At 44.8% G+C, this 24,303-nt stretch carries 19 protein-coding genes and 1 other RNA gene; 10 read left to right on the plus strand and 10 right to left on the minus strand.

The genetic code is table 11. The features are described 5' to 3' along the window. From ABDW16_RS28550 to ABDW16_RS28560, 3 genes are all read right to left on the minus strand, one after another. The coding region (locus ABDW16_RS28550; RefSeq protein ID WP_343674588.1) for a PKD domain-containing protein at nucleotides 1–3,856 on the minus strand (3,856 nt) is incomplete at its 3' end. A gap of 409 nt (nucleotides 3,857–4,265) precedes the next feature. After that, nucleotides 4,266–5,279, minus strand: a complete 1,014-nt coding sequence (locus ABDW16_RS28555) for a polysaccharide deacetylase family protein (protein ID WP_343674589.1) — start codon at nucleotides 5,277–5,279, stop codon at nucleotides 4,266–4,268. An 84-nt stretch (nucleotides 5,280–5,363) separates the two neighbouring features. After that, nucleotides 5,364–5,765: a helix-turn-helix domain-containing protein gene (locus ABDW16_RS28560; RefSeq protein WP_343674590.1), complete on the minus strand. Its 402-nt coding sequence runs from the start codon at nucleotides 5,763–5,765 to the stop codon at nucleotides 5,364–5,366. Nucleotides 5,766–5,808: 43 nt separating this feature from the next. Here ABDW16_RS28560 and ABDW16_RS28565 point away from each other — a divergent pair, with 43 nt between their 5' ends. Further along, nucleotides 5,809–6,711 carry an NAD(P)/FAD-dependent oxidoreductase gene (locus tag ABDW16_RS28565; RefSeq protein WP_343674592.1) on the plus strand — a complete coding sequence of 301 codons (903 nt, stop codon included), beginning with the start codon at nucleotides 5,809–5,811 and terminating at the stop codon, nucleotides 6,709–6,711. Nucleotides 6,712–6,803: 92 nt separating this feature from the next. Here ABDW16_RS28565 and metK read toward each other — a convergent pair whose 3' ends face one another. Then, nucleotides 6,804–8,057: a methionine adenosyltransferase gene (metK, locus tag ABDW16_RS28570; protein ID WP_343674594.1), complete on the minus strand. Its 1,254-nt coding sequence runs from the start codon at nucleotides 8,055–8,057 to the stop codon at nucleotides 6,804–6,806. A gap of 250 nt (nucleotides 8,058–8,307) precedes the next feature. Then, entirely contained in the window at nucleotides 8,308–9,126 is an 819-nt protein-coding gene (locus ABDW16_RS28575) for a glycogen/starch synthase (RefSeq protein ID WP_343674596.1), read from the minus strand. A 109-nt stretch (nucleotides 9,127–9,235) separates the two neighbouring features. Here ABDW16_RS28575 and panC point away from each other — a divergent pair, with 109 nt between their 5' ends. The 9 genes from panC to ABDW16_RS28620 all read left to right on the plus strand — a co-directional run bounded on the left by panC (nucleotide 9,236) and on the right by ABDW16_RS28620 (nucleotide 20,649). Next, nucleotides 9,236–10,090 carry a pantoate--beta-alanine ligase gene (gene panC / locus ABDW16_RS28580; protein WP_343674598.1) on the plus strand — a complete coding sequence of 285 codons (855 nt, stop codon included), beginning with the start codon at nucleotides 9,236–9,238 and terminating at the stop codon, nucleotides 10,088–10,090. A gap of 235 nt (nucleotides 10,091–10,325) precedes the next feature. Continuing rightward, nucleotides 10,326–10,670 carry an aspartate 1-decarboxylase gene (gene panD / locus ABDW16_RS28585; RefSeq protein WP_343674599.1) on the plus strand — a complete coding sequence of 115 codons (345 nt, stop codon included), beginning with the start codon at nucleotides 10,326–10,328 and terminating at the stop codon, nucleotides 10,668–10,670. A gap of 26 nt (nucleotides 10,671–10,696) precedes the next feature. After that, entirely contained in the window at nucleotides 10,697–11,713 is a 1,017-nt protein-coding gene (locus ABDW16_RS28590) for a lysylphosphatidylglycerol synthase transmembrane domain-containing protein (RefSeq protein WP_343674600.1), read from the plus strand. 207 nt (nucleotides 11,714–11,920) lie between these two features. Beyond that, the gene (gene ppk1 / locus ABDW16_RS28595; protein ID WP_343674602.1) at nucleotides 11,921–14,008 is read left to right on the plus strand and encodes a polyphosphate kinase 1; all 2,088 of its coding nucleotides are present in this window, start codon (nucleotides 11,921–11,923) and stop codon (nucleotides 14,006–14,008) included. A 92-nt stretch (nucleotides 14,009–14,100) separates the two neighbouring features. Further along, on the plus strand, nucleotides 14,101–14,985 hold the full coding sequence (locus ABDW16_RS28600; RefSeq protein WP_343674604.1) for an exopolyphosphatase: 885 nt from the start codon (nucleotides 14,101–14,103) through the stop codon (nucleotides 14,983–14,985). 45 nt (nucleotides 14,986–15,030) lie between these two features. Then, nucleotides 15,031–15,846 carry a 3-methyl-2-oxobutanoate hydroxymethyltransferase gene (panB, locus tag ABDW16_RS28605; RefSeq protein WP_343674605.1) on the plus strand — a complete coding sequence of 272 codons (816 nt, stop codon included), beginning with the start codon at nucleotides 15,031–15,033 and terminating at the stop codon, nucleotides 15,844–15,846. Nucleotides 15,847–15,935: 89 nt separating this feature from the next. Further along, entirely contained in the window at nucleotides 15,936–16,820 is an 885-nt protein-coding gene (locus tag ABDW16_RS28610; protein ID WP_343674607.1) for a DUF1338 domain-containing protein, read from the plus strand. A 31-nt stretch (nucleotides 16,821–16,851) separates the two neighbouring features. Continuing rightward, nucleotides 16,852–18,381 carry an aldehyde dehydrogenase family protein gene (locus tag ABDW16_RS28615; RefSeq protein WP_343674609.1) on the plus strand — a complete coding sequence of 510 codons (1,530 nt, stop codon included), beginning with the start codon at nucleotides 16,852–16,854 and terminating at the stop codon, nucleotides 18,379–18,381. 582 nt (nucleotides 18,382–18,963) lie between these two features. Next, a complete protein-coding gene (locus ABDW16_RS28620; protein WP_343674611.1) occupies nucleotides 18,964–20,649 on the plus strand; it encodes a S8 family peptidase in 1,686 nt (561 codons plus the stop codon). Between the two features lie 42 nt (nucleotides 20,650–20,691). Here the strand turns inward: ABDW16_RS28620 and ABDW16_RS28625 are convergent, their stop codons facing one another. From ABDW16_RS28625 to ABDW16_RS28645, 5 genes are all read right to left on the minus strand, one after another. Next, on the minus strand, nucleotides 20,692–21,108 hold the full coding sequence (locus tag ABDW16_RS28625; RefSeq protein ID WP_343674612.1) for a DUF4870 domain-containing protein: 417 nt from the start codon (nucleotides 21,106–21,108) through the stop codon (nucleotides 20,692–20,694). 45 nt (nucleotides 21,109–21,153) lie between these two features. After that, an RNA gene (rnpB, locus tag ABDW16_RS28630) (RNase P RNA component class A) lies at nucleotides 21,154–21,539 on the minus strand. 37 nt (nucleotides 21,540–21,576) lie between these two features. Then, nucleotides 21,577–22,602, minus strand: a complete 1,026-nt coding sequence (locus ABDW16_RS28635) for a Smr/MutS family protein (protein ID WP_343674613.1) — start codon at nucleotides 22,600–22,602, stop codon at nucleotides 21,577–21,579. Between the two features lie 108 nt (nucleotides 22,603–22,710). Continuing rightward, a complete protein-coding gene (locus tag ABDW16_RS28640; protein ID WP_343674614.1) occupies nucleotides 22,711–23,148 on the minus strand; it encodes a DoxX family protein in 438 nt (145 codons plus the stop codon). Between the two features lie 217 nt (nucleotides 23,149–23,365). Continuing rightward, a partial coding sequence (locus ABDW16_RS28645; protein ID WP_343674615.1) for an amino acid permease occupies nucleotides 23,366–24,303 on the minus strand: 938 nt, incomplete at its 5' end.

Consider the following 24,303-nt stretch of genomic DNA (forward strand, 5'->3'; position numbering starts at 1 on the left):
CTGATTTTACGGTGATAGTTACATTATCAGATGCAGTAGCACCATCATCGTCTGTGACAGTCAGCGTGAATACATAGCTACCTGCGGTCGCTAATTTGGTAACAACCGGGGAAGCAATTGCCGTGCTGCTCAGTGTGGCGGTTACAGGACCGGAAGCCTGTACCCATTTGTAGACCTTGATAGTGCCATCGATGTCAGAAGAAGCCGTACCATTTAATGTTACAGTTGCTGTAGGCAATGTAATGGTCTGATCAGCGCCGGCATTGGCTGTAGGAGCTTTGTTGGCTGCAGCAGCTGTAACGGTGATAGTAACCTGGTCGGTAGCGGTAGTACCTGCATTATCGGTCACTGTCAGTGTGAAAACATAGGTACCTGCAGTAGTGAGGTTAGTGATCACGGGAGAGGCAATGGTCGCACTGCTGATAGTGGCTGTTGCCGGACCAGAAGTCTGCACCCATTTATATGCGCTGATAGAACCATCGCTGTCTTTAGAACCTGTACCATTCAGGGTAACGGTAGCTGTAGGCAACTGGATCGTTTGATCAGTACCAGCATTGGCAGTAGGTGCTACATTTGTAGAAGTAGCGGCTTTTACGATGATAGTAACTGCATCAGATGCGGTTGCGCCATCATCATCGGTCACTGTCAAAGTAAATACATAGGTACCTGCAGTAGTGAGCTTAGTGATCACCGGCGAAGCGATGGCTATGTTGCTGATAGTGCCAGTCACGGGGCCGGAGGTCTGCACCCATTTATAAGTTTTGATAGCACCGTCGCTGTCTTTGGAACCTGTACCATTCAGGGTAACAGATGTTGTAGGCAGGGTAATTGTTTGATCAGTACCTGCGTTTGCAGTAGGAGCCACATTTGCGGCATTCACGGTGATGGTTACCTGGTCAGTGGCGGTAGCGCCATCATCGTCGGTAACAGTCAGTGTAAATACGTATGTACCGGCAGCCGTCAGGTTAGTAATTACGGGAGAGGCAATAGCAGTGTTGCTGATAGTGCCTGTCACCGGACCAGAAGTCTGTACCCATTTGTACGATTTAATGGTACCATCACTATCAGTAGATCCGGTACCATTTAGTGTAACAGTTGTAACGGGCAAAGTAATGGCCTGGTCAGCGCCGGCATTGGCAGTAGGCGCTACATTGGTGGAAGTACCGGATGCATATTCATCGGCACCTACATCAAATGCGCTGCCTTGCGGGCGGGCGTTGCCATCTATATCAGTTTTGAAATAAGTGCTTAGGTCCCTGCCCTGGTCGATAGCAGGAGAACCTGCTGCCAGGTGGAAATTTTTATTAGTGGCATCTACAAACTTCACAGTGGTTGCATCGGCATAATTCAGGCTGTTCGTAGTTGTATAAGAAACCCCGGATTGAATAGTGAGGTATGCAAGTGAGCCCCTGGAAGCCAGTGAACCTGGTTTCACGGCAAGGTTGTTGAGAAAGAGATTGCCGGTGCCATCTGTACCGTTTGTATTCTGCATACGAATAGCATCCCGGCCTGAGTTGACGATGGTATTGTTCATCACATACACCTGTAGTGGCTTGTAGTTCTGGTTGGTAGGTCGGTCGTCGATGAAGATCGCATCCTGTCCGATGGTGGTTCCATCTATACCACAATCGCTGAGGATGTTATTGTAGACATAGCTGAGACCAGTGCCGAATACTTCGATACCATTACCAGTACCTTTGATTATCGTGTTGTTGTATACCTTACCGTTGGATTCACCACCCAGGATGATACCCGCCTGCTGGCTACCTTTGTTTTCAACACCGTAGTTAGATACTTTATTATTATAGATCTCTACGTTTTCAGGAGCGGATGCTACCTGGATACCATCCCAGCCGGTATTGGCGGTGATGACGTTGTAGATTTTCAGGTTGTATATACGTGGAGGTAACAGGGTTGTGGTAACACCATTACAAGTGGCGGTTTCACCATTAGGTGCGGTGTTTCCGATGTACATCCCCTCTCCGACTGTTTCGTGTATATAAAGATCATGCAGTTTAACATTTCTGATAGAGAAGGTAGGATACTGGTTGTTGACATCGCAATCAGGATTTACCTTGGCCATCACCCCTACTTCGGAGCCAGTGATTTCAAAGTGATCTGCTTCGTAATCGGTACATCCCTTACTGATACCAAGACCTACGTTCAGTTTTTTGGTCACGCCATCTACACTGAACCCGTAAAAATCGGAGCTACCTGTACCTGTTACTTTGAAGTACTTTGCATTGTTGAATACAAAGCCATAGCTACCGCCGTTTCCGATTTTTACCTGGCCGCCGCAGTTGATGAAAACAATTGGCTTAGCAGTGGTACCGGTGATATTGAAGAACTGGATGTAGGCGTAGCTACCAGACTGGATACATACGGTATCGCCGGGTTGAACACCCAGTGTTGTACCATTGATATAAGCACCGCCATCGGAACCCGGTGTGATGAGGAACTTACAACCTGCACAGGCAACTTTAGTGCCGGTAGCGGCATTCACCGTTACAGTCACCGTTTTGCTGCTACTACCTGTTGAATTTTTTACGGTCAGTGTAAACACATAGGTACCTGCTACGAGGTTGCTGGCAGTGATCTTTGCAGTACTGGTGCTGCTGAGGGTAGCAGTAGAAGGACCGGAAGTTTGTGCCCATGTATAGCTGGTGATGGTGCCTGTAGAAGAAGAACCATCTAAAGTGGCGGTGTTAGTTGGCAGGGTAATGCTCAGGGAAGATGCGGCTACGGCTGCCACAGGAGCAGCTGTGGTAGCGGCATTCACAGTAACGGTCACCGATTGGGAACTACTCCCGGCGGCGTTCGACACGGTCAGTTTAAAAACATAAGTACCGGCAACGAGGTTGCTGGCGGTTATTTTTGCAGTGCTGGTGCTGCTCAGTGTTGCTGTAGAAGGTCCTGAGGCTTGTGTCCATGCATATGTAGTGATGGTACCTGTGGAGGTAGAACCATCTAAAGTAGTACTATTAGTTGGTAAGGTGATGGTCAGGCTGGAAGAAGCTACGGCGGCTACGGGAGCGGATATGGTAGAAGAAGCGTTGTTGCGGCTGTATTGCAACATCCACTCATAGATGTTAGGATTCTGGTAAGTGTGATTGGGATCGTATGCTTTGTCCCATACATTATCGCTATGAGTACCGCCATTGTATTCGGTGGCAATGGGGGTGATAGAAGGGTTGCACGCCTTCATATCAGCGATATAAGTGCGCTGGTTGTCAATGAAGCTGTCGGAGGTACCACAGAGCATCCAGACAGCCAGTTTGCTGCTGGCTACATTACACAGTCCGGCCACTTTGCTTGCATCGATTGCAGCTGCGGACACGGGTACGATAGCAGCCAGGTTATCTGAATAGGTAGTTCCGGATGCGATGTAATTTAATACACCATAACCACCGGCACTTAGCCCGGTCAGATAAATACGGGATGCATCTACTCTGTACCTCGATTTAATATCATTCAGCACACTCTGCACCATGGTTTCACTTGCCCATCCATTGGGGATTTGCGGAGATACCACGATAAATTTAAACAACTTGCCATTGACGGTATACTGCATCTTTGCACCGTTTGCAATCATCTTCGGTACTCCATGCGCCAGTACTAAGTTGATATCAGTACCTGCTTCTCCTACGCCATGCAGGAAAATTAAAAGCGGGTAACTCGCCGAAGTACTGTTGTAATCGTCCGGTAGATGCAGCCAGGCACCTGTGGTCTGGCTGGTGCCTAGTTTTACAGTGATTGCTGTCTGGTCTCCCTGGGCTTTCGTTACATTTGGATACACGGACGCAATTAATGACAGACAGGCACATATCAGTAGCCTGACAATAGGTAGGTTCTTCACGTTTGGTTAAAATTTAGTAGCGTTTTACAATAGCCGACGTTTTTTATTAATACTTAAATTCAATCTGATGTGTCTCAATCGTCCCGGGCAAAATTAGGATACAAATTTGTTTTTCAATAAAAAAAACAAATATAAAGTATTAAATAATCTATATAATTTAAATATACGTAATTGACTGAACAAAAACAAAATGCATGGAAATTTTCGCCACTAAATCATTTGATTTAATTCCTTGTTAAGAATTATTCCTCTTTAGCTTACATGAAAGGATCGTTTTAACAGTTTTGACATGGGGTATATCTGATTTTGATTGTATAGAATACCAAACATCAATGTGGCATATTTTGTTTTTTGGAGATACATTACAAATATGTATAGAGATAAAATTTGCTTATATAATGCCGGAGATTTAGCGACTAATCTGATCCTTGTTTGTTATCTGTTGAATTTTATTCAACAATAAAATTCCTTTCACTGCTGCATTAATGCTTACCGATGGTCTTTCACAATTGAACCGGTGCAATATTTTCGGATTAAAATCTTTTTTATGATTTCCTGTACCGAAGATCACGTCTATTGGATCGGGGCCTTCTAATAAGGTATTGAAAAATATCCTGCTCACGCCTGCATCTGTATGTGGAAATGCAAACGCTCTATAATTCAGATTGAAATGCTGCACAAGAAAATCTACCGATTGCCTGGTTTGAAAGAGTTGTTCGTCCAGTGTGAGCTGACTGTAATAGGGATGATCAATACTATGTCCACCGATGGCGAAACCTTGTTGTACAAGTGTACCTACTTCCTCAAGTGTAAGGAACGGCTTTACTTCTGTCAGGTATTGTGCAAAAGAAAGACCTAAGATACCTGCTACTTCATCTGCCTGTCCTTTATTACTGTAAGTGATTTTTTTAATTGCCGGAATGAGTGATGCTTCATCTGTCTGCAGGCAGGTATAGAGTTGATCAAGTGTTGCTTTTGAGTGGTTTTTAGTTTGTAGATTTTCAATAATCAGGCTAAGCTTGAATTTATAAAACAGGTTTTTATTATCAAGAAATGCGCTGTTCAGAAAGAATGCAGCCGGTGCACCTTTGCGAAGCAACATGGGAGCGATGATTTCTTTTATTTCACGCAGACCATCGTCGAAGGTAAGCAGGAAAGAGCCGGCAGGTAGTGCCTGTCCTGTTCTTAAAGATTGAATGATATCCTGTAAGGTAATGGGAGTAAATCGCCTGAGCAGGTAATCGAGATCTTTTTCAAATGCCCGGGTGCCTTTCCATGGGTAGAGGTGTTTGATGTGGGGAACTGGTGTATCGCTTACAAGGTGATGATAGGGGAGCAATAAACTATCGGGACGTCGTTGTTTCAATACGGCAAGGGGAAACAGTTGCGCAGCACTGTAAAATGCATTTTTTACCAGGCTCATATATTGTGTTAAATGTTCTTAAAGATAAGGATAATTATCGCTTGCGAAAAAACCGCCTTTGCCTGCGGCAGGCTATCCGGATTCTTATTGCATCGACATCACTTTCACCCTATGCTGCATTCCCCATTCTGCCAATACCTGTATCACCGGCTTCAGCGAATCACTATATGCCGTCATCTTATACTTCGCGTTTTCATTCTTTTGAATCAATCCATTTACCTCCAGCTCATGCAACTCTCTCGATAACATTTTCGGTCCTATTCCCACCAGCTCTCTCTGCAAATCCATAAACCGCTTCTCTCCCATCGCCAGGCATCCCAGGATGGTTACTTTCCACTTTCCGCCAATGATATCCAGGGTATCCTGAATGGCGAGCAACTGACGTTTGCAATCATGTATCTTTTCACCAGGACAAACCATAAAAGTATTATTTTGTAATATTTTCATTCCTTCCAGGGAAGCACTTCCATAGAGGGTAGTTTTCACGATCATAAAGTTAACCTAATTACTTTTGTACAAAATGATAAATATGGAATTTGAAGTTATCATCATCGGAGGCAGCTATGCCGGATTACAAGCTGGAATGACCCTTGGCCGCGCACTCAGGAAAGTATTAATCATTGATAGCGGCAATCCCTGTAATGCACAAACACCCCATTCACATAATTTTTTAACAAGAGATGGTGAAACGCCAGCAGCAATTACAAAAGTAGCACTGGAGCAACTCAAAGCATATAACACCGTACAGTTGCTCCATGGCAAAGCCGTGAAAGGAGAAAAATACGACAAGGGGTTTTCTGTAACCACTGAAGCAGGTGAAACCTTCACCGCAAAAAAACTCATTATTACCACCGGTATCAAAGACCTTATGCCTGAGATTCCGGGTGTAGCAGCATGTTGGGGAATCTCTGTGATTCACTGCCCCTATTGCCACGGTTATGAAGTGGCTAAGCAGCCAACAGGTATTTTAGGCAATGGCGAAGGTGGTTTTGAAACTGTGAAACTGATTCAACACTGGACAAAAGATTTGACATTGTTCACGAACGGCCCTTGCTCACTGACAGATGAAATGGTAGCACAGGTAAAGAAAAAGAACATCAATATCATTGAGACACCTGTAAAAGCGATTATCCATGACAAGGGATATCTAAGCGCAGTGGAACTGGCTGATGGTACAAAAGTGCCTTTAAAAGCTGTTTACGCCCGTTTACCGTTTATACAGCACAGTGATATACCTGCGCAACTGGGATGTGAGTTGACAGAATCAGGACATATTAAAGTAGCTGATTTTGGGAAAACATCTGTTGAAGGGGTGTATGCAGCTGGTGATAACTGCAGTATGCTTCGTGGTGTACCGAATGCAGTAGCAGCCGGGCTGGCAGCAGCCGCTTTTTTAAACAGGGAAATGATCTGGGATGAATTCGATGCCTGACGTTTTAAAACGTGCGCCGCAGGCGTAACCACATATAAAAAAACGCTTTTGCTGCAGGCAAAAGCGTTTTTTTATATCTACTTATAAAGTTATTACAGGCTGAATGCTGCTTTCACTTTATCTACATAATCCAGCTTCTCCCATGTAAACAACTCCACTTCTACACTCTTCTCATGTTTCTTTCCCTTGTTGAATACTTTGGTAACTACCTTGCTCTCACGACCCATATGGCCATAAGCAGCAGTATCGCTATAGATAGGGTTACGCAGTTTCAAACGCTGCTCGATTGCATAAGGACGCAGGTCGAAGATTTCTTCTACTTTACGTGCAATCTCGCCATCTGTCATTTTCACTTTTGCAGTACCGCGTGTGTCGATAAATAAACCACAAGGTTTGGCCACACCAATCGCATAAGATACCTGTACCAGCACCTCGTCAGCCAGGCCTGCAGCAACCAGGTTCTTTGCAATGTGACGGGTAGCATAAGCAGCAGAACGGTCTACTTTGGAAGGATCTTTACCGGAGAATGCACCACCACCGTGTGCACCTTTACCACCATAGGTATCTACGATGATTTTACGGCCAGTGAGACCGGTATCACCATGAGGACCACCGATTACAAATTTGCCGGTAGGGTTGATGTGGTAAGTGATTTTATCATTGAACAGCGCTGCCAGTTCGGGCTTCAGCTGTGCTTTTACACGGGGTATTACGATATTGATCATATCCTGCTTGATCTTGGCCAGCATCTTTTCTTCTGCATCGAAATCATCGTGCTGTGTAGAGATTACGATGGTATCGATACGTACAGGTTTGTTATCGTCAGAATATTCGATCGTTACCTGGGATTTAGCATCCGGACGCAGGTAAGTGATTTCTTTGTTTTCACGACGGATTGCGGCCAGTTCGATCAGGAGTTTGTGTGCCAGATCCAGTGCCAGTGGCATATAGTTTTCGGTTTCTTTGGTAGCATAACCAAACATCATGCCCTGGTCGCCGGCACCCTGTTCTTCCGGGCTCTTGCGCTCTACACCCTGATTAATGTCTGGAGACTGCTCATGGATAGCAGAGAAGATACCGCAGGAGTTAGCCTCGAACATATATTCACTTTTGGTATACCCTATCTTGCGGATTACCTCACGCGCAATTTCCTGCACATCCAGGTAAGCTTCGGATTTAACTTCTCCGGCCAGCACCACCTGACCGGTAGTTACCAAAGTTTCACAAGCTACTTTGGAAGTCGCGTCGTAGGCTAAGAAATTATCTATCAATGCGTCTGAAATCTGATCGGCAACTTTATCCGGATGTCCTTCGGATACTGATTCTGAGGTAAATAAATAAGGCATAAAATAATTGAATTTCGGCTTTAAGATTAGTAAATCTAGTACAATTTACCATATTTTAGTCATTTGGTGGTATGCCTAATGGTAAACAGGGGCAAAAATAAGTCATTTGACTATATTCCAGCATTTTGATAGGGAAAATATTCGTTAAAGAGGCGTGAAATTGATAAAGTTAAGCGGAGATGACCAGTCTATAACAAAAAAAGGATGTACCGGGTGGTACATCCTTTTTTATCAAATTCGATGAGCGGCTTTATTTACCAAGCAACTGGGTATACAGCTGCAGGTAATCTGCCAAATCTTCATTTTCTTTCTTATAAGGCAGGATGATCTTGCCTTTTTCGGCTTTCAGTTCATCCACCACTTTCTTTTCTGTCTTTTCCCCGGCCAGTACCACAGCATCTGCATATTTAGCAGCGCCCCGGTTCAAGGCAGTGTTAGTACCTTCTTTGTACAGTTCAATGTCTTTTTCCTTAATCTGGTTGCTGATGGTCGCCTTTTTAACAAAGCCGGCACCCAGGTTATCCTTGAAGGAGTTAGGCTCTAACGAGTAAACTACCTTGGAATGTGCGAATACGGGCTCTTTTTTGTAGGCTGTCTTCAGGTACAGTGGTATCAGGGAGGTCATCCAGCCACTACAGTGAATGATGTCAGGAGGCCAACCGAATTTTTTCACTGTTTCTAATGCTCCTTTACAGAAAAATACCGCACGCGCAGCGTTGTCATCATAGAACTGGTCATTTTCGTCCGTAAATAACGCTTTTCGCTTAAAGTAGTCCTCGTTGTCAAGGAAATATACCTGCAGACGGGCATTTGGCAATGATGCCACCTTGATAATCAACGGGTAATCATCTCCTTCAATCACGATGTTAATGCCAGACAATCGTACCACCTCGTGCAGCCGGTGCCTTCTCTCATTGATAATGCCAAAACGGGGCATGATCACCCGCACTTCCAGCCCTGACTCATTGGACTTAATTGCCATTTTATTGACCATAGCCGCATAATCTGTCAGTTCCAGATAAGGCGACATCTCCTGAGCAATAAAAAGAATTCGTTTCTTTGTGGACATCTAATGCTGATATTAATGCAGTAAATTTAAATTTGGTTTGCAAAATTACGGATTTTTACCGGATTAAAAGACAAATTGGCACTTTTAACATCCTTTTAAGCAATAAATTATGTATTTATTTAAGCGGAAAGAAGAACTGGAAAGGTATTTAACGACAGCCCGGAAAGAGGGAAAACACATTGGTTTTGTGCCAACTATGGGCGCTTTGCACAGGGGACATATCTCTCTGATCAATGCTGCAAAAGAAAATTCTGACCTGGTGGTTTGTAGCATCTTTGTAAACCCCACGCAGTTCAATGATCCAAAAGATTTTGAAAAATACCCTGTGACCATCGACCAGGATGTACAGCAACTGACAGGGGCAGGGTGTGATGTATTGTTTCTGCCATCTGTGCAGGAAATGTATCCGGATGGGCTGACTGCCAAAATGCATTATGATTTTGGGACACTGGAAACGGTCTTGGAAGGTGCGGCGAGGCCGGGGCATTTTCAGGGGGTTGGGCAGGTGGTGCATAAGTTGCTGAACCTGGTACAGCCGGATAAGTTGTTTATGGGGCAGAAAGATTTACAGCAGTGCCTGATTATAAACCGGTTGCTGAGGATTATTGATTCGCATGTAGAGCTGGTTATTTGTCCTACGCAAAGGGAGGATGATGGGTTGGCAATGAGTAGCAGAAATCTCAGGTTAAATGCCAGTGAGCGGGTGAATGCGTTGCATTTGTACCAGGGGTTGAGTTATATAAAGCATCATTATAAGAAGGAGGGTTTTAAGGAGTTGAAGGAAAAGGTGGTTAATGATTTGAAAAACAGTGGGTTTGAGGTGGATTATGTGGAGTTGATTAGTATTTTGGAGGATGGGTCGGTGATTTTTCCGGAAGATGCGGGAGTTACGCCTTTGTATGCGGTGGTGGCGGCGAAGGAGGTGAGCAGTGGGGTGAGGTTGATAGATAACGTATTGCTATAGAGGTGATTGAGGGGCATTGCCTGCGGCAAAGATGTTAAGTTTTTGAGGGAGTTTTGGTGCTGCAGATGATGTGTTTAGAAGGGATAGGTTCCCTTATTAATATAAAAAAGAACCTTAACATCTTTGCCGAAGGCAACGCCTCTTCGCTTTAATCATCCCAAAAGATGAGTCTCATCACCTTTTGTCACATTCATTTATTTTACCGTAACTTTGCAGCCGCACGCAGAATTACGTTATGCAGATTGAAGTATTAAAGTGTAAAATACACCGCGCAGTTATCACGGAAGCCAACTTACAATATGTAGGTAGCATCACCATCGACGAAGATCTGATGGACGCAGCCGGCCTTATCGAATACGAAAAGGTACAGGTAGTCAACGTGAATAATGGCGAACGCCTGGAAACCTACGTACTGAAAGGAAAACGAGGTTCAGGTGTAATATGTATGAATGGCCCGGCAGCCCGCCTCTGTGCCGTAGGTGATATCGTCATCATCATCTCCTACTGTACAATGGACTTCGAAGAAGCCAAAAAACATACACCAATCGCTGTTTTTCCAAAAGAAAATAATAAATTGTAAGTGTAACCCTTAAAATCAGACCTTCTATGCCGAAATCGCTTAAGACTATTATCAATTTTACAATATTTTTGGCGATAGGTTTAGGGTTGATCTGGTTGGTTACGCACAACCTAACTGCACAGGAAAAGGAAGATATCATCCGTAGCTTCCGAAAAGCCAATTACTGGCTTATCATCCCCGTTATTTTTGTTGGTATAGCCAGTCACTGGTACCGTGCCGTACGCTGGAAATTACTCATGGAACCACTGGGTTACCACCCCAGTACCCTGAATACTTTCTTCGCTGTTATGGTCGGCTACCTGGCTAACCTTGCCATACCCCGCCTGGGAGAAGTAACCCGCTGCGGCCTTGTAGCCCGCTACGAAAACATCCCTGCAGAAAAACTGGTAGGTACTATGATTGCCGAAAGAGCGGTCGATATGCTGGTGCTCCTGCTCCTCATGCTCGTAACGGTAGTGCTGCAGCTGGATACCGTAGGGGTCTTCTTCACCCAGCACATATGGGTGCCCTTACAGGCCAAACTCGGTAATGCCGGCAGTAGCCGCACCTGGATACTGGCAGGCATTCTCATTGTACTGGTCATGCTGGGCTTTATCGCCTTCCGCATCATCGCCCGTTCCAGAGTAGGCATCAAAATCAAAGGCATCTTCAGAGGTGTATGGGAAGGAGTCCTCTCTATTGGCAAGATGAAGAAAAAAGGCTGGTTTATCTTCTACTCCCTCTTTATATGGGCATTGTACTTTACCATGATGTACCTCGGTTTCCTTTGTATGGACGAAACCCGGTCATTGGGTGTAGGTGCCGCCCTTTCCGTACTATGTTTTGGCAGTATCGGTATGATCGCTACCCAGGGGGGTATAGGTGCATACCAGATACTGGTACAGCAAACCCTCCTGTTATACGGCATTCACGCCACTACCGGCTATGCCTTTGGCTGGATCGTATGGCTGGCACAAACCCTGATGGTAATTGTAATGGGCTTCGCCAGCTTAATTGCATTGCCTGTTTACAACAAAAGCAGCCAGAAACCGGCCACTGAGTAACCCCCGGCCTGCTCCCGACCGGCAGGTTATTAAATCTCAATTCCTTATCTTTAAGTATTGTATCACAAATTTAACATTGGATTTTCCCCAAAATCTGGTATTGTTGTGATCATGGTTATATCATCATATAACCCATACCGTTAATTGCCCTTTAAGATGCGATTGTCCAAAAGTGAGCCTTTAGATACTTTTACTCAAGATCCTGAGATGGAAAAAAAGACGAACAGCAATAAGAATGCGCCAGAAAAAAAGAAAATGATTCCCCGGGACGTTAGCTGGCTCGCCTTTAATGCCAGGGTATTGCAAGAAGCAGCTGACCCCAGTGTACCATTGCATGAACGTATCCGATTCCTCGGTATTCATTCCAATAACCAGGATGAATTCTTCCGCGTACGTGTAGCCACCCTTCGCAGAATGCTTTCTGTAGGTAAGTCCGCCCGTATGCACCTGGAAGAAAACCCGGAACAAATACTCAATGATATACACGATCTCGTCATTGATCAGACACGCGAATTCGACCGCATCTGGGACGAGATTGAAGATGAACTGAAAGCCCAGAAAATCTTCATTCGTACCGAAAAGCACCTGAGCAAGGACCAACAGAAATTCGTTCTCAATTATTTTAACGAAGAAGTGCGTACCAACATCATCCCACTGATGATCGAAAGTATCCAGCAATTCCCGTTACTACGCGATAAATCCATTTACCTGGCCATTGTACTGGCCCGGCAGGACAACTCTGTCAGGCAGAAATTTGCCCTGATAGAAATTCCGACCTCTGTCCTCCCCCGTTTTATCATTCTGCCATCCAAAGAAGGCGAAAAAGACATCATTCTTCTCGAAGACGTAGTCCGCTTCAGCCTCCCTCATATTTTCTCTTATTTCGGCTACGACAAGTTCAACGCCCACATCATCAAGGTGACCCGCGATGCGGAGCTGGATATTGATAATGATATCTCTACCAGCCTCATTCACCAGATCGAAAAAGGCCTGAAAGACCGTCGTAAAGGGAAACCGGTCCGCTTTGTTTATGACAAGGACATCGATCCCCTGTTGCTCGAATACCTTATGCGCCGGATGGGGCTCTCCCCTGGCGATAACCTGATTCCGGGAGCAAGGATCCATAATTTCAAAGACTTTATGGACTTCCCCACCTCTGTCTTTGCCGAAAAAACCAGCTCCCTGCGTAAAAGCTTTGTGCATCCTTTATTTGCCGAAGCAACGAGCGTAATGCACGTGATACAGGGGCAGGACGTTATGCTGCATACGCCCTACCACTCCTTCGATACCATTATTGACCTGCTGCGCGAAGCTGCAATCGATCCGAATGTAGTGAGCATCAAGATTACAGCTTACCGGCTGGCCCGCAATTCCAGGATTGTGAATGCACTTGTAAATGCTGTGCGTAATGGTAAACAGGTAACGGTTTCCCTGGAGCTGCGTGCCCGTTTCAACGAAGCTGACAACCTCGAATGGAAGACCCGGCTGGAAGATGAAGGTGTGAAAGTACTGATCGGGATTCCTGGTCTGAAAGTGCATGCCAAGATGTGCGTGATTAAAAAGAAAATCGGTACCAAGACCATTCAGTGTGGTTTTGTTGCTACCGGTAACCTGAATGAAAAGACTGCCCGCGTATATGGCGACCACTGGCTGCTCACTGCTAACAGGAGCATCCTCGCCGACATCAACCGTGTGTTCGCTTATCTCGAAAATCCAAAACACGATCCAAAGATCCTTGCAGGCTGTAAAACACTGGCCGTGAGCCCTGTCAGCATGCGTTCTTTCTTTGAAAAGATGATTGAGAAAGAAATTAAGCTCGCAAAAAGCAAGAGTGGCGGAGAAATGATACTCAAGATGAACTCTCTCTCGGATCCGCAGATGATCAACCATCTGTACGATGCAGCGCGCGCAGGTGTAGATATAAAGATGATCATCAGGGGTATCTGCTGCGCCTATACGGAAAATAAGAAATGGAAGAAAAATATCACTGCCATCAGCATCGTGGATGAATACCTGGAACACGCCAGGGCATTCGTTTTCAGAAGTGGTGTATACATCTCCTCCTGCGACTGGATGGTACGTAACCTCGACCACCGCGTAGAAGTAGCCGTACCTATTTTCGACCTTTCTATTCAGCAGGAAATTAAAGATATCTTAGCGATCCAACTCAGTGGCAATGTGAAAGCAAGAATTCTCGACAATAAGCAGAACAATGAGTATAAGCGGGATAGTGGAAAGAAAATCAGGTCGCAGATTGAGATCTTTAAATACCTGCATGAAAAACAATATAAATAACTAACGATTGCATAAAATAAAACCGCTTTTGTCATAATGGCAAAAGCGGTTTTTGTTGACCCTGAAAAGATAAACAATTATCTTTGCCCATTATGAAGCTTGCCGCTATTGACATAGGCTCCAATGCCGCCAGGTTACTGATTTCAGAAGCATCGCCCAACAGTCAGGGACGTATGGACTTTACGAAAGTAAACCTGGTACGTGTACCATTAAGACTGGGTATCGACGTTTTCAGCACCGGCATCATCTCTCCCAAAAGGGCCGAACACCTGATCAGCACGATCAAAGCATTCAAACTCTTACTGGAAGTATACGAAGTCAAATACCTGAAAGCCTGCGCAACCAGTGCTATGCGCGATGCGGTCAACTCCGCCATGATCCTGGACAACGTGAGGCGCGAAACAAGCATTGATATCAAAATTATATCGGGCCAGGAAGAAGCGTCTTTCCTCTACGAAAGCCACATTGCCGAAAACCTCGACAAAACCCGCGCCTACATGTATATAGATGTGGGTGGTGGTAGTACCGAGGTAACCATCTTCAGCAAAAACACCCTCGTTCACAAGACCTCTTTCAATATCGGTACCATTCGCCTGCTACAGCAACAGGTCACTGAGGCACAGTGGCAAAATATGAAGGAAACCATCAAGCAACAGGTCAAAAGCATTGGTCCTGTTACCGCAATTGGTTCCGGTGGTAATATCAACAAGATCTTTTCCCTTTCCAAACGAAAGGAAGGGAAACCACTCACCCTCGATGTGCTGAAAGATTATTACAAAGAGTTCAGCAGTTTCTCAGTAGAAGAAAGAATCCACCTCTATAATTTAAGGGAAGACCGGGCCGATGTAATCGTGCCGGCCCTGCAGATCTACATCAACATAATGCGCTGGGCAAATGCAGAAGAGATCTTTGTACCTAAGATAGGACTTGCCGACGGCCTGATCCAGTCCCTGTACGGAGAAATCACATCAATTTAATTTTTTTCCCTACCTTAACACCCTTTTTTAACAACAAGATAAGAGATGTCTACGCATAAAGAAGTTAAGCGGATTACAACGCATATCCTTCAGCGGATGAAGGATGAAGGGGAAAAGATTTCGATGATCACTGCCTACGATTATTCTATGGCCCGCATCTTCGACGATTCGGGGATGGATGTATTGCTGGTGGGCGATTCAGCGGCAAATGTAATGGCAGGTTACGAGACCACCCTGCCCATCACCCTGGACCACATGATTTATCATGCGGCGTCGGTTGTGAGGGCAATTAAGCGTGCTTTTGTAGTGGTAGATCTGCCTTTTGGTACTTACCAGGGAAATTCCAAGGAAGCTCTGATATCTACCGTGCGTATTATGAAAGAAACCAGCGCGCACGGTGTAAAGATCGAAGGGGGTGAAGAAATATTAGAATCAGTAAAACGTATTATATCTGCAGGCGTACCTGTAATGGGGCACCTGGGCCTGACACCTCAGTCCATCAATAAGTTCGGCACCTATTCTGTACGTGCTACAGAAGATGCGGAAGCGGAGAAGCTACTGCGGGATGCCAAACTGCTGGAAGAAGCAGGTTGCTTTGCCATTGTGCTGGAAAAGATCCCGGCCCTGCTGGCAAAGAGAGTGGCAGAGAGCGTACGCATTCCCATCATTGGTATAGGCGCCGGCAAGTATGTAGACGGCCAGGTACTGGTCATGCACGATATGCTGGGTATTAACAAGGACTTTAAACCCAGGTTCCTGCGCAGGTACCTGAACCTGTATGAGCAGATCCTGAATGCTTCGAAACAGTATATCAGTGATGTGAAAGCGAAGGATTTCCCGAATGACAATGAACAATATTAAGATAAAACGAACGCTTCTGCTCCCTGCAGGAGCGTTCTGCTAAAATAGCCTACCTTTATCCCCGATTCCACCAAAACTAAACCTGAGTTATGTTAGACTATGTATTGAACGGCCTGATGCAACGGTACCAGGAGCGCGTTCCTGATGTTGCTGCTATTATTGCAGCCATGATTAAAGAGGATGTTATCCAGATCGCAGATGACATTGAAAATGACCATATTGCTTTCAGAACTATAGGTGTGCCGCAACTGGGCATTCAATCGCTGGAGAAGATCTTCCTGCATTATGGGTATACGAAAAGAGCGCCTTATCATTTCAAAGAAAAGAAACTGGATGCTTACTGGTATGCGCCACCTGCGCCCAAATACCCGCGCATCTTTATCAGTGAGCTGCGGGTACAGGATTTGAGTGCAACCGCACAACGGATCATTACCAGTTATACTGATGAAGTGAAGGTAGATCCGGTATCCAGACTGAACCTGGACAATGGTACTGAAGTAGACGTATTTTTGCATAGCGCACTTTGGAGAACCCCTACCCTGGCGGATTACCAGGCACTGGCAGCAGAAAGCGAATATGCGGCATGGGTGATTTATAACCGGTATTACCTGAATCACTTTACTGTCAGTTTGCAAAACCTGCCTGTAGGATATAATACCGTGGCGGATTTCAACCAGTTCCTTGAAAGGAATGGATTTAAATTAAATGATTCCGGTGGGAAAATCAAAGAAAGCCCCGATCACCTGTTATTGCAGAGTAGTACGGTGGCAAAAATGATTCCTGCTACATTTGCAGAGAACAAAACCCAGCAGATAGCCGGCTCTTATGTGGAGTTTGCAGAGCGGAGGGTGCTGCCGGAATTTGCTCATTTGCCGGCAGGCGAAATTAAGCGGGAGCACAGGAGAGAAGGGTTTGAAGCGGGTAATGCAGACAGGATTTTTGAAAGTACTTACAGCTCGCAGACGCAACGGTAAAGACTGCTCCTTAAAAACATATATTTGCACCATGATACAAGATATTCTAAACCAGTTCCATATCACTCCCCAAAACAGTGGTGTCAGCACAGGCACCCAGTGGTTGAAAGCCGATGGCGCGGTCATTGACGCCCATTCTCCCGTAGATGGTAAACACATTGCACAGGTAACTACTGCCAGCCGTGCGAATTATGACAAAGTAGTAGAAACTGCTGCCACTGCTTTCAAAGAATGGCGCTTATGGCCTGCGCCACGCCGTGGAGAAGTGGTAAGACAGGTAGGTGAAGCACTGCGTAAAAACAAAGAAGCACTGGGCAAACTGGTGTCTTATGAAATGGGTAAAAGCCTGCAGGAAGGCTATGGCGAAGTGCAGGAGATGATTGACATCTGTGACTTTGCAGTAGGTCTCTCCCGCCAGTTGCATGGTTTGACCATGCATTCTGAACGGCCGGGTCACCGCATGTATGAGCAATGGCATCCGTTGGGCATTACGGGTATCATTTCCGCATTCAATTTCCCTGTAGCAGTATGGAGCTGGAACTCTATGCTGGCATGGGTATGCGGCGACGTATGTATCTGGAAACCATCAGAAAAGACGCCGTTATCTGCCATCGCGTGTCAACAGATTATGCAGGATGTACTAAAGGCGAACAAGGTGCCTGAAGGAGTATGCTGTTTGCTGGTAGGCACCCGGGATGCGGGTGAATGGCTGGCGGAAGATACACGTGTACCATTGGTATCAGCAACGGGTTCCACCCGCATGGGTAAAGCGGTATCAGCGGTAGTAGGTGCGCGTTTGGGTCGGGCCTTATTAGAATTGGGTGGTAACAATGCCATCATTATCTCTAAAGATGCGGACCTGGATATGTCTCTGATTGGGTGTGTATTTGGGGCTGTGGGTACAGCAGGACAACGTTGTACAACTACGCGCCGGCTGATCATTCATGAGAGCGTATATGATGCATTTACGGCAAAGCTGGTGAAGGCATATGGACAGTTAAAGATTGGTAATCCGCTGGATGAAAATAACCATGTAGGTCCATTGATTGATAAGGATGCGGTAAAGATGTACGAGCAGGCAATTGTAGAAGTGCAGAAAGAAGGGGGGCGTTTTTTGGTAGAAGGCGGTGTATTGAGTGGTGGTGAATATGCCTCCGGTTGTTATGTAAAGCCTTGTATTGCGGAAGTGGAAAATCATTATAAGATCGTACAGCATGAGACGTTTGCACCTATTCTGTATGTGATGAAATACAAGACGATTGACGAGGCCATTGCATTGCAGAATGGGGTACCTCAGGGATTGTCTTCTTCTATTATGACCCTGAATCTCCGGGAGGCAGAGGCCTTCCTCTCACATGGGGGATCTGACTGTGGGATTGCAAATGTCAATATCGGTACGTCTGGTGCGGAGATTGGCGGTGCATTTGGAGGTGAGAAGGAAACCGGAGGTGGTAGAGAGAGTGGTTCAGAGGCGTGGAAGGCCTATATGCGGAGGCAGACGAATACGATCAATTATTCTACACAGTTGCCGCTGGCCCAGGGGATTAAGTTTGATTTGTAATCACTGATATTTAGCAGGAAAGCGCATTTGCCTTTGGGTGGATGCGTTTTTTTATGTTCAGAAATATAGCGGCCATACGTATGCAATAAAATTTAAATAACATCGTTATATACATACCACATTTAATGAGCGACAAATAGGTAAAAAAAATAGCGAGGTTAGAGAACCTCGCTTTTTCGTTAAACGGAAACCATGCTTATGAGAAAAATAATTGGAGAGCCTCCTAATTATTCTTCCAGCTCTAAATATTACACTTTTTTCCGGAATTTCATATTCTACTTTCGTGCTACTTCCCCGCTTATTTATCAGCAGTTTAGCCCTGAAACTGCACTATTGCTGTGCCCGTAGCCACTTTCCAAAGAATAGCACTCAACGTCAAATAGTGGAAAATATTTTATAATATTCAATATTTTTTTACTACGAATAGGTATTTCCTCCCATCTACCACAGCATGCTGCTGATTATAATATTCTATTTCCCCCCTTCATCAATTCGTCTTATCTTGGCCTCTTACACTTTATATTACCTTTAACCATTTATGGTATTCGTATTGATATGCTTATTGTGAAAAAAAACAGACTCATGAAATCTAGTGGAGCAATAGCAGTCATGGCAGGATGTGTTGCGATGATGACTGCACTTACAACTAACTCAGCCTATGCACAGGGAACGGCCGTACCTAAAAACTGGCACCTGCTGGACTACACCACCGACAGCGTATACGGTACCAGCGTGCAGCGCGCCTATACTGAACTGTTAAAAGGCAAAAAAAGCACCCCTGTCATTGTTGCAGTCATCGACTCTGGTATCGATACCCTGCATGAGGATCTGAAGTCTATTTTATGGACTAATCCAAAAGAAATTCCCGGAAATGGAATCGATGATGACAAAAATGGCTATGTAGACGATGTGCATGGTTGGAATTTTTTGGGTGGTAAAGATGGGCGTAGCTTAAAAGATGATTCTGACGAAGCAACAAGGGAATATGTAAGGTTAAAGGATAAGTATGTAAATCCTGACTCCGCACTCGACCATAACTCAAAAGAATATGCTTACTGGTTAAAGGTATCTTCCAAGATAGCCAGACCTTCTACTGAAAGTAAGACGACTTATAAAGCCATGCTGAAACTGCAGGACAACGTGAACAAAGCCGGTGGCATTCTCACTACCTTCCTGCATGCGAATGACTTTAGTGTTCCCAAACTGGACAGCATTCAGACGACTGACGAAGATGTAATGGTAGCCAAGCACTTCATGATCCGCCTGTTCAACAGCACCGGCGATTCCTCCATTACTTATGCTGACTTCAAACCTGAGTTCGAAGAGTACCTCGAAGACCTGAGAAAGAAAGCAGAGGTTTCTGACAACTATACACCCAATGCAAAACGCATGGATATTGTAGGCGATGATATCAATGATATCAACGACAGGTTCTATGGCAATAATGACGTAATGGGACAATTTGGTTTTCATGGTACACACGTATCCGGTATCATTGCAGCCGTACGAAACAATGGTGTAGGTATGGACGGGGTGGCTGACAATGTAAAGATCATGGCGGTGAAGGCCGTACCTGATGGGGATGAGCGTGATAAAGATGTAGCACTGGCCATTCGTTATGCAGTGGACAATGGTGCGCGTATCATCAACATGAGCTTTGGTAAATCGTTCTCTCCACACAAGGATTGGGTAGATGCAGCATTTAAATATGCAGCTGATCACAATGTATTACTGATACATGCAGCAGGCAATGATGGCAAAAATGTAGACAGTACGGATAACTTCCCGAATGCCGACTTTCTGAATGGTGGTGTGGCCAGCAATGTAGTGACAGTAGGCGCCAGCAGCAATGGGAAAACAGATGCCAAGGTAGCAAGCTTTTCTAACTACGGTAAACGTACGGTCGACCTGTTTGCGCCGGGTGTATCCATCTATGCAACCCTGCCGGGTGGCAATAAATATGGCAGTCTGAGTGGTACCAGTATGGCATGCCCGGTGGTAGCCGGTGTAGCAGCACTGGTATTGTCTTACTACCCTGATCTGACTGCAGAGCAGCTAAAATATGTGTTGTTGAAATCTGCAGTGCCTTTGCCTGATGGTACGAAGGAAGTGAATAAGCCGGGAGCACCGGGTAAGATGGTAGCGTTTGCCGATCTGTCTGCAACGGGAGGTATGGTAAATGCGTACAATGCGCTGAAAGTAGCCAGTACGATGAAGATAGAGAAGCTGGGGAAGAAACCGAAAGTGATGAAGATTAAAAAAGGATAAAATTAAAAAGGGCTTTTGCTACCAGCAAAAGCCCTTTTTTAATTACTTAACAATTCTCCAATTGATTGGGTACCTATAGACTTCTCCGTTACTTGCTCTGATAGTCGCGATAACAGAAAATATCACATTGATTATCCAGACAATATTATTACGACCGCTGATCAACCTGATATTCACACCAGGGGAATAGCCGGCCCACAGAAAAGTACTGAACGTCCAGATAGCAGAAAGGAAGAAAAAGATAACATTCACGATTAGTGCTGCAAGACTCATCGTGATCTGGAAGTTCAGGGCTTCCTTACCTTCAATATCCAGGAAAGAAGACTGATCTCTCTTAATCAGCCAAAGTACCAGTACAGCTACAATATTACCGACAGGAGAAATAATACCTATAGTCATTCCTATAATGCCGGCAAGGCTGATAAATATCGCCCAGGTTCTTTCGTCTTTTTGATTCATTGGGTATAATAGATTTGGGTGTAGCAATTTAGTAAGGATAAAAAACAAAACTACAAACCTATAAGCCGGATTCTGTTCAACTGTCTTGCGACAGCTGATGCTATCATTTATCTGCGATGACGTTCGCACGTCACCTGTATCTGCCTACCCTCGGTCATTGGACGAGCAGCCCTCATCGACCGTATACATGGCATTTCAGCACGCAAGGTTTACCCTTCTGATATGTTGCCATTCCAGAACGTAGGCTCTTACCCTACATTTTCACCCTTACCCTGTACAAGACAAGGCGGTCATTTTCTGTGGCACTTTCTGTGACCTGTACACATCGTCAAAGACGAGGAGAACAGATCCCCACCAGTTAGGTGGTGCGTTGCTCTATGCTGTCCGGACTTTCCTTACCAGTTGCCTGGAACGATAGCACGGTTTGTAGTTTTTGCAAAAATAGTAAAATGTAAGCCGCTTTTGAGCTTACTTAAAAAATATCTCGGTAGCCCCGAACCCGTACCTTGGGTGGTATTCATTTACGAACCTATCTACTTCAGGCGTATCTTTTAAGATCTTATGAATTTCATCCTTGAGTCTGCCCTTGCCTACCCCATGGATGACGAACATATTATGCTGATGATGGGAAATGGCCAGTTCGAGGTAGCGCACAAATTCATTCAATTGAATAGCGAGTATTTCAATGTTCTTCATCCCTTTCCAGTCCGGCGTCAGCACTTCAATATGCAGGTCCAGTTCGTACTTGGGAGTGAGGGGAACTTCTGGTAAGCTATTGGTTGGGGTGGTTGTATTCCCTGCCGAGAATTTACCGATCGAAGTTGTATCGAAATCATTGGCCGATTTTTCCGGTTTAAGCGGGAACTTTTCGAACAGTAAATAACTTAATGTAGCGTTTCTTCTGGCTTGTAAATCACTTAGTTGCTGGAAGATCTGCTTGGTCTTCATCTTCCATGTTTTCTGGAAGGAAGGCGCCAGTTTGGGATCTGGCTCTTTTGGAAAGAAGGTGAATTCTATTCTTGGACTATCATTCAGCGCTTCGAAAGGAAGGTCGCTGAGGTAGAAATTAGCGAAAGGTTGAATTTCGTTTTTCATTTCCAGTTCCAGCTGATTCTTAAGGTATACCTGGAAATGAAACTTCCAGGCAGTATTGGTTTCATTGGCCAGGTGAAACTTGAGTTGCTGTACATTTTCCTCGTATCCTTCTACGCGGAATACGGGCAGTACAGACAGGAATACCCCTTTATCCATTCTAAAGGTATCCTGTTTCTTTTCGGGCTTGATATCAAAACCAGATTTTCTGGCAGGTGGGTTGCCATTCTTCGGAGTAGTGGTAAACCGGTGAAAATAAGGGAAATCGATCTGATCCAGGTACACGGGGAAAGTTACTTTGCCTATCTCTACCATAACCATATCGGCATTGATAATGTCGACAACAGTACCTTCTTCTTTCGAATGAAGCAATAATATCTTATCTCCTATTTCGTACTTCATGATTACTATACTGCGTCTCTAAATGACAGATAGCAGGATTCCCTGCTACCTGTATCGCAGTGCAGCAAAACTACATAAAATATAGGACTCTTACTTGTTTGCAGCCGGTCATGCAGGATGCCGGCGCATATAACCATCATAAGAAATGGGGCCACTGCCTTCTACGAGAAATACTAACAGTAACAGCAGAACAAGGATAGAAAGGCCGGATTCACTATGTACATTGAATAGCCCGGTAGGGGTATGTACAAAGATGAGGGCGCCTAAAAGAATGGGGATCTGTGCGAGGACAGCAACTCGAGTGAGGAGACCAAATGCAATAAGGACCCCACCCAGGAGATGAGCAAAGACAATGTAATGAGCAAGCCAGAAGGATAATACAGTAATAAACGGGCTTTGGTTTATCACAGCTTTGAGAACATCGATATTTTGAATGAATACAACTCCTTTCCAGAACAAAAACATTCCAAGGAGAACGCGGATACCATCAACCCATTTAGGATGATGCGATTCGCCCCAATGGTCAATTCGCTGTAACAGGTTCATAAAATATGAGTTTAGGATCAAAGATCTAATTTAAATATAAGATATTTTTATGGATTTTCCAAATTAGGTAACCGTTACAAGTTGTTAGGGATGAGGCTATTATACAAAAATAGCTGCGGTCGTAAGGAGGGTGTTTCTATTTTCTACAGGTTAGTGGAAAAAAAAACGGTTTTACCGCCCATTGGGGTAAAACCGTTCTATTATAATCTGGAATTTCTTATTTAAAACTCATCTTTGGCACATCGTCATTTAATCGGCTCTTACGATAACTGTAACCAAAATAAATAGTCAGGCCAATTATCAGCCAGATTGTAAATACGACCCAGTTGCGGAAACCTATTTCAGTCATCAGGTAAAAACAACTGAGGAGACCCAGAACCGGTATCAGCGACAGTTTTTTAATAAATGACAACACCACAAACACCACGGCAGCAACTGCAAAGAAAAAGAAAGGAATATTGTGTTTCCATACATCCCAGCCCCCCTCAAATGAGAACCGTGCCGGCAATTCATTCCGGAAGATGTAAATGAAGATAATAATGATCGCTGGTACTATATACTGCCCATTGATATATGGTAAACGGAATCGCTTGCTACCATCATTTTTCTCCTGCGGCGGCAGTAACAATACTCCACCACATACCAGTATGAATGCAAATAAAGTTCCGATACTGGTCAGGTCCGTTACAACCGTAAGGTTCAGGAAAAGTGCTGGTACGCCTACAATCACACCTGTGATAATCGTTGCAAAAGAAGGCGTTTTGAACTTAGGATGAATCTTACTGAATTTTTTTGGCAGCAAGCCATCGCGACTCATACTCATCCAGATCCGCGGCTGTCCTATCTGAAATACAAGCAGTACACTTGTAGTGGCCACCACCGCACTCACAGAGATCAGGAAACTTACTTTGTGCAGGTTTACTGCGTTGAATACGAATGCTAAAGGATCCTCTACTTTCAGCTGTGAATAAGATACCATCCCGGTGAGTACAAACGCAATCAGGATATATAATACTGTACAGATGATCAATGAATAGATCATTCCCTTCGGCAAATCACGCTGTGGATTTGAACACTCTTCCGCCGTTGTACTGATCGCATCAAAACCAATGTAGGCAAAAAATACGGCAGACACACCTTTCAATACGCCTGAAA

Source organism: Chitinophaga sp. (assembly GCF_039596135.1).
GTDB lineage: Bacteria > Bacteroidota > Bacteroidia > Chitinophagales > Chitinophagaceae > Chitinophaga.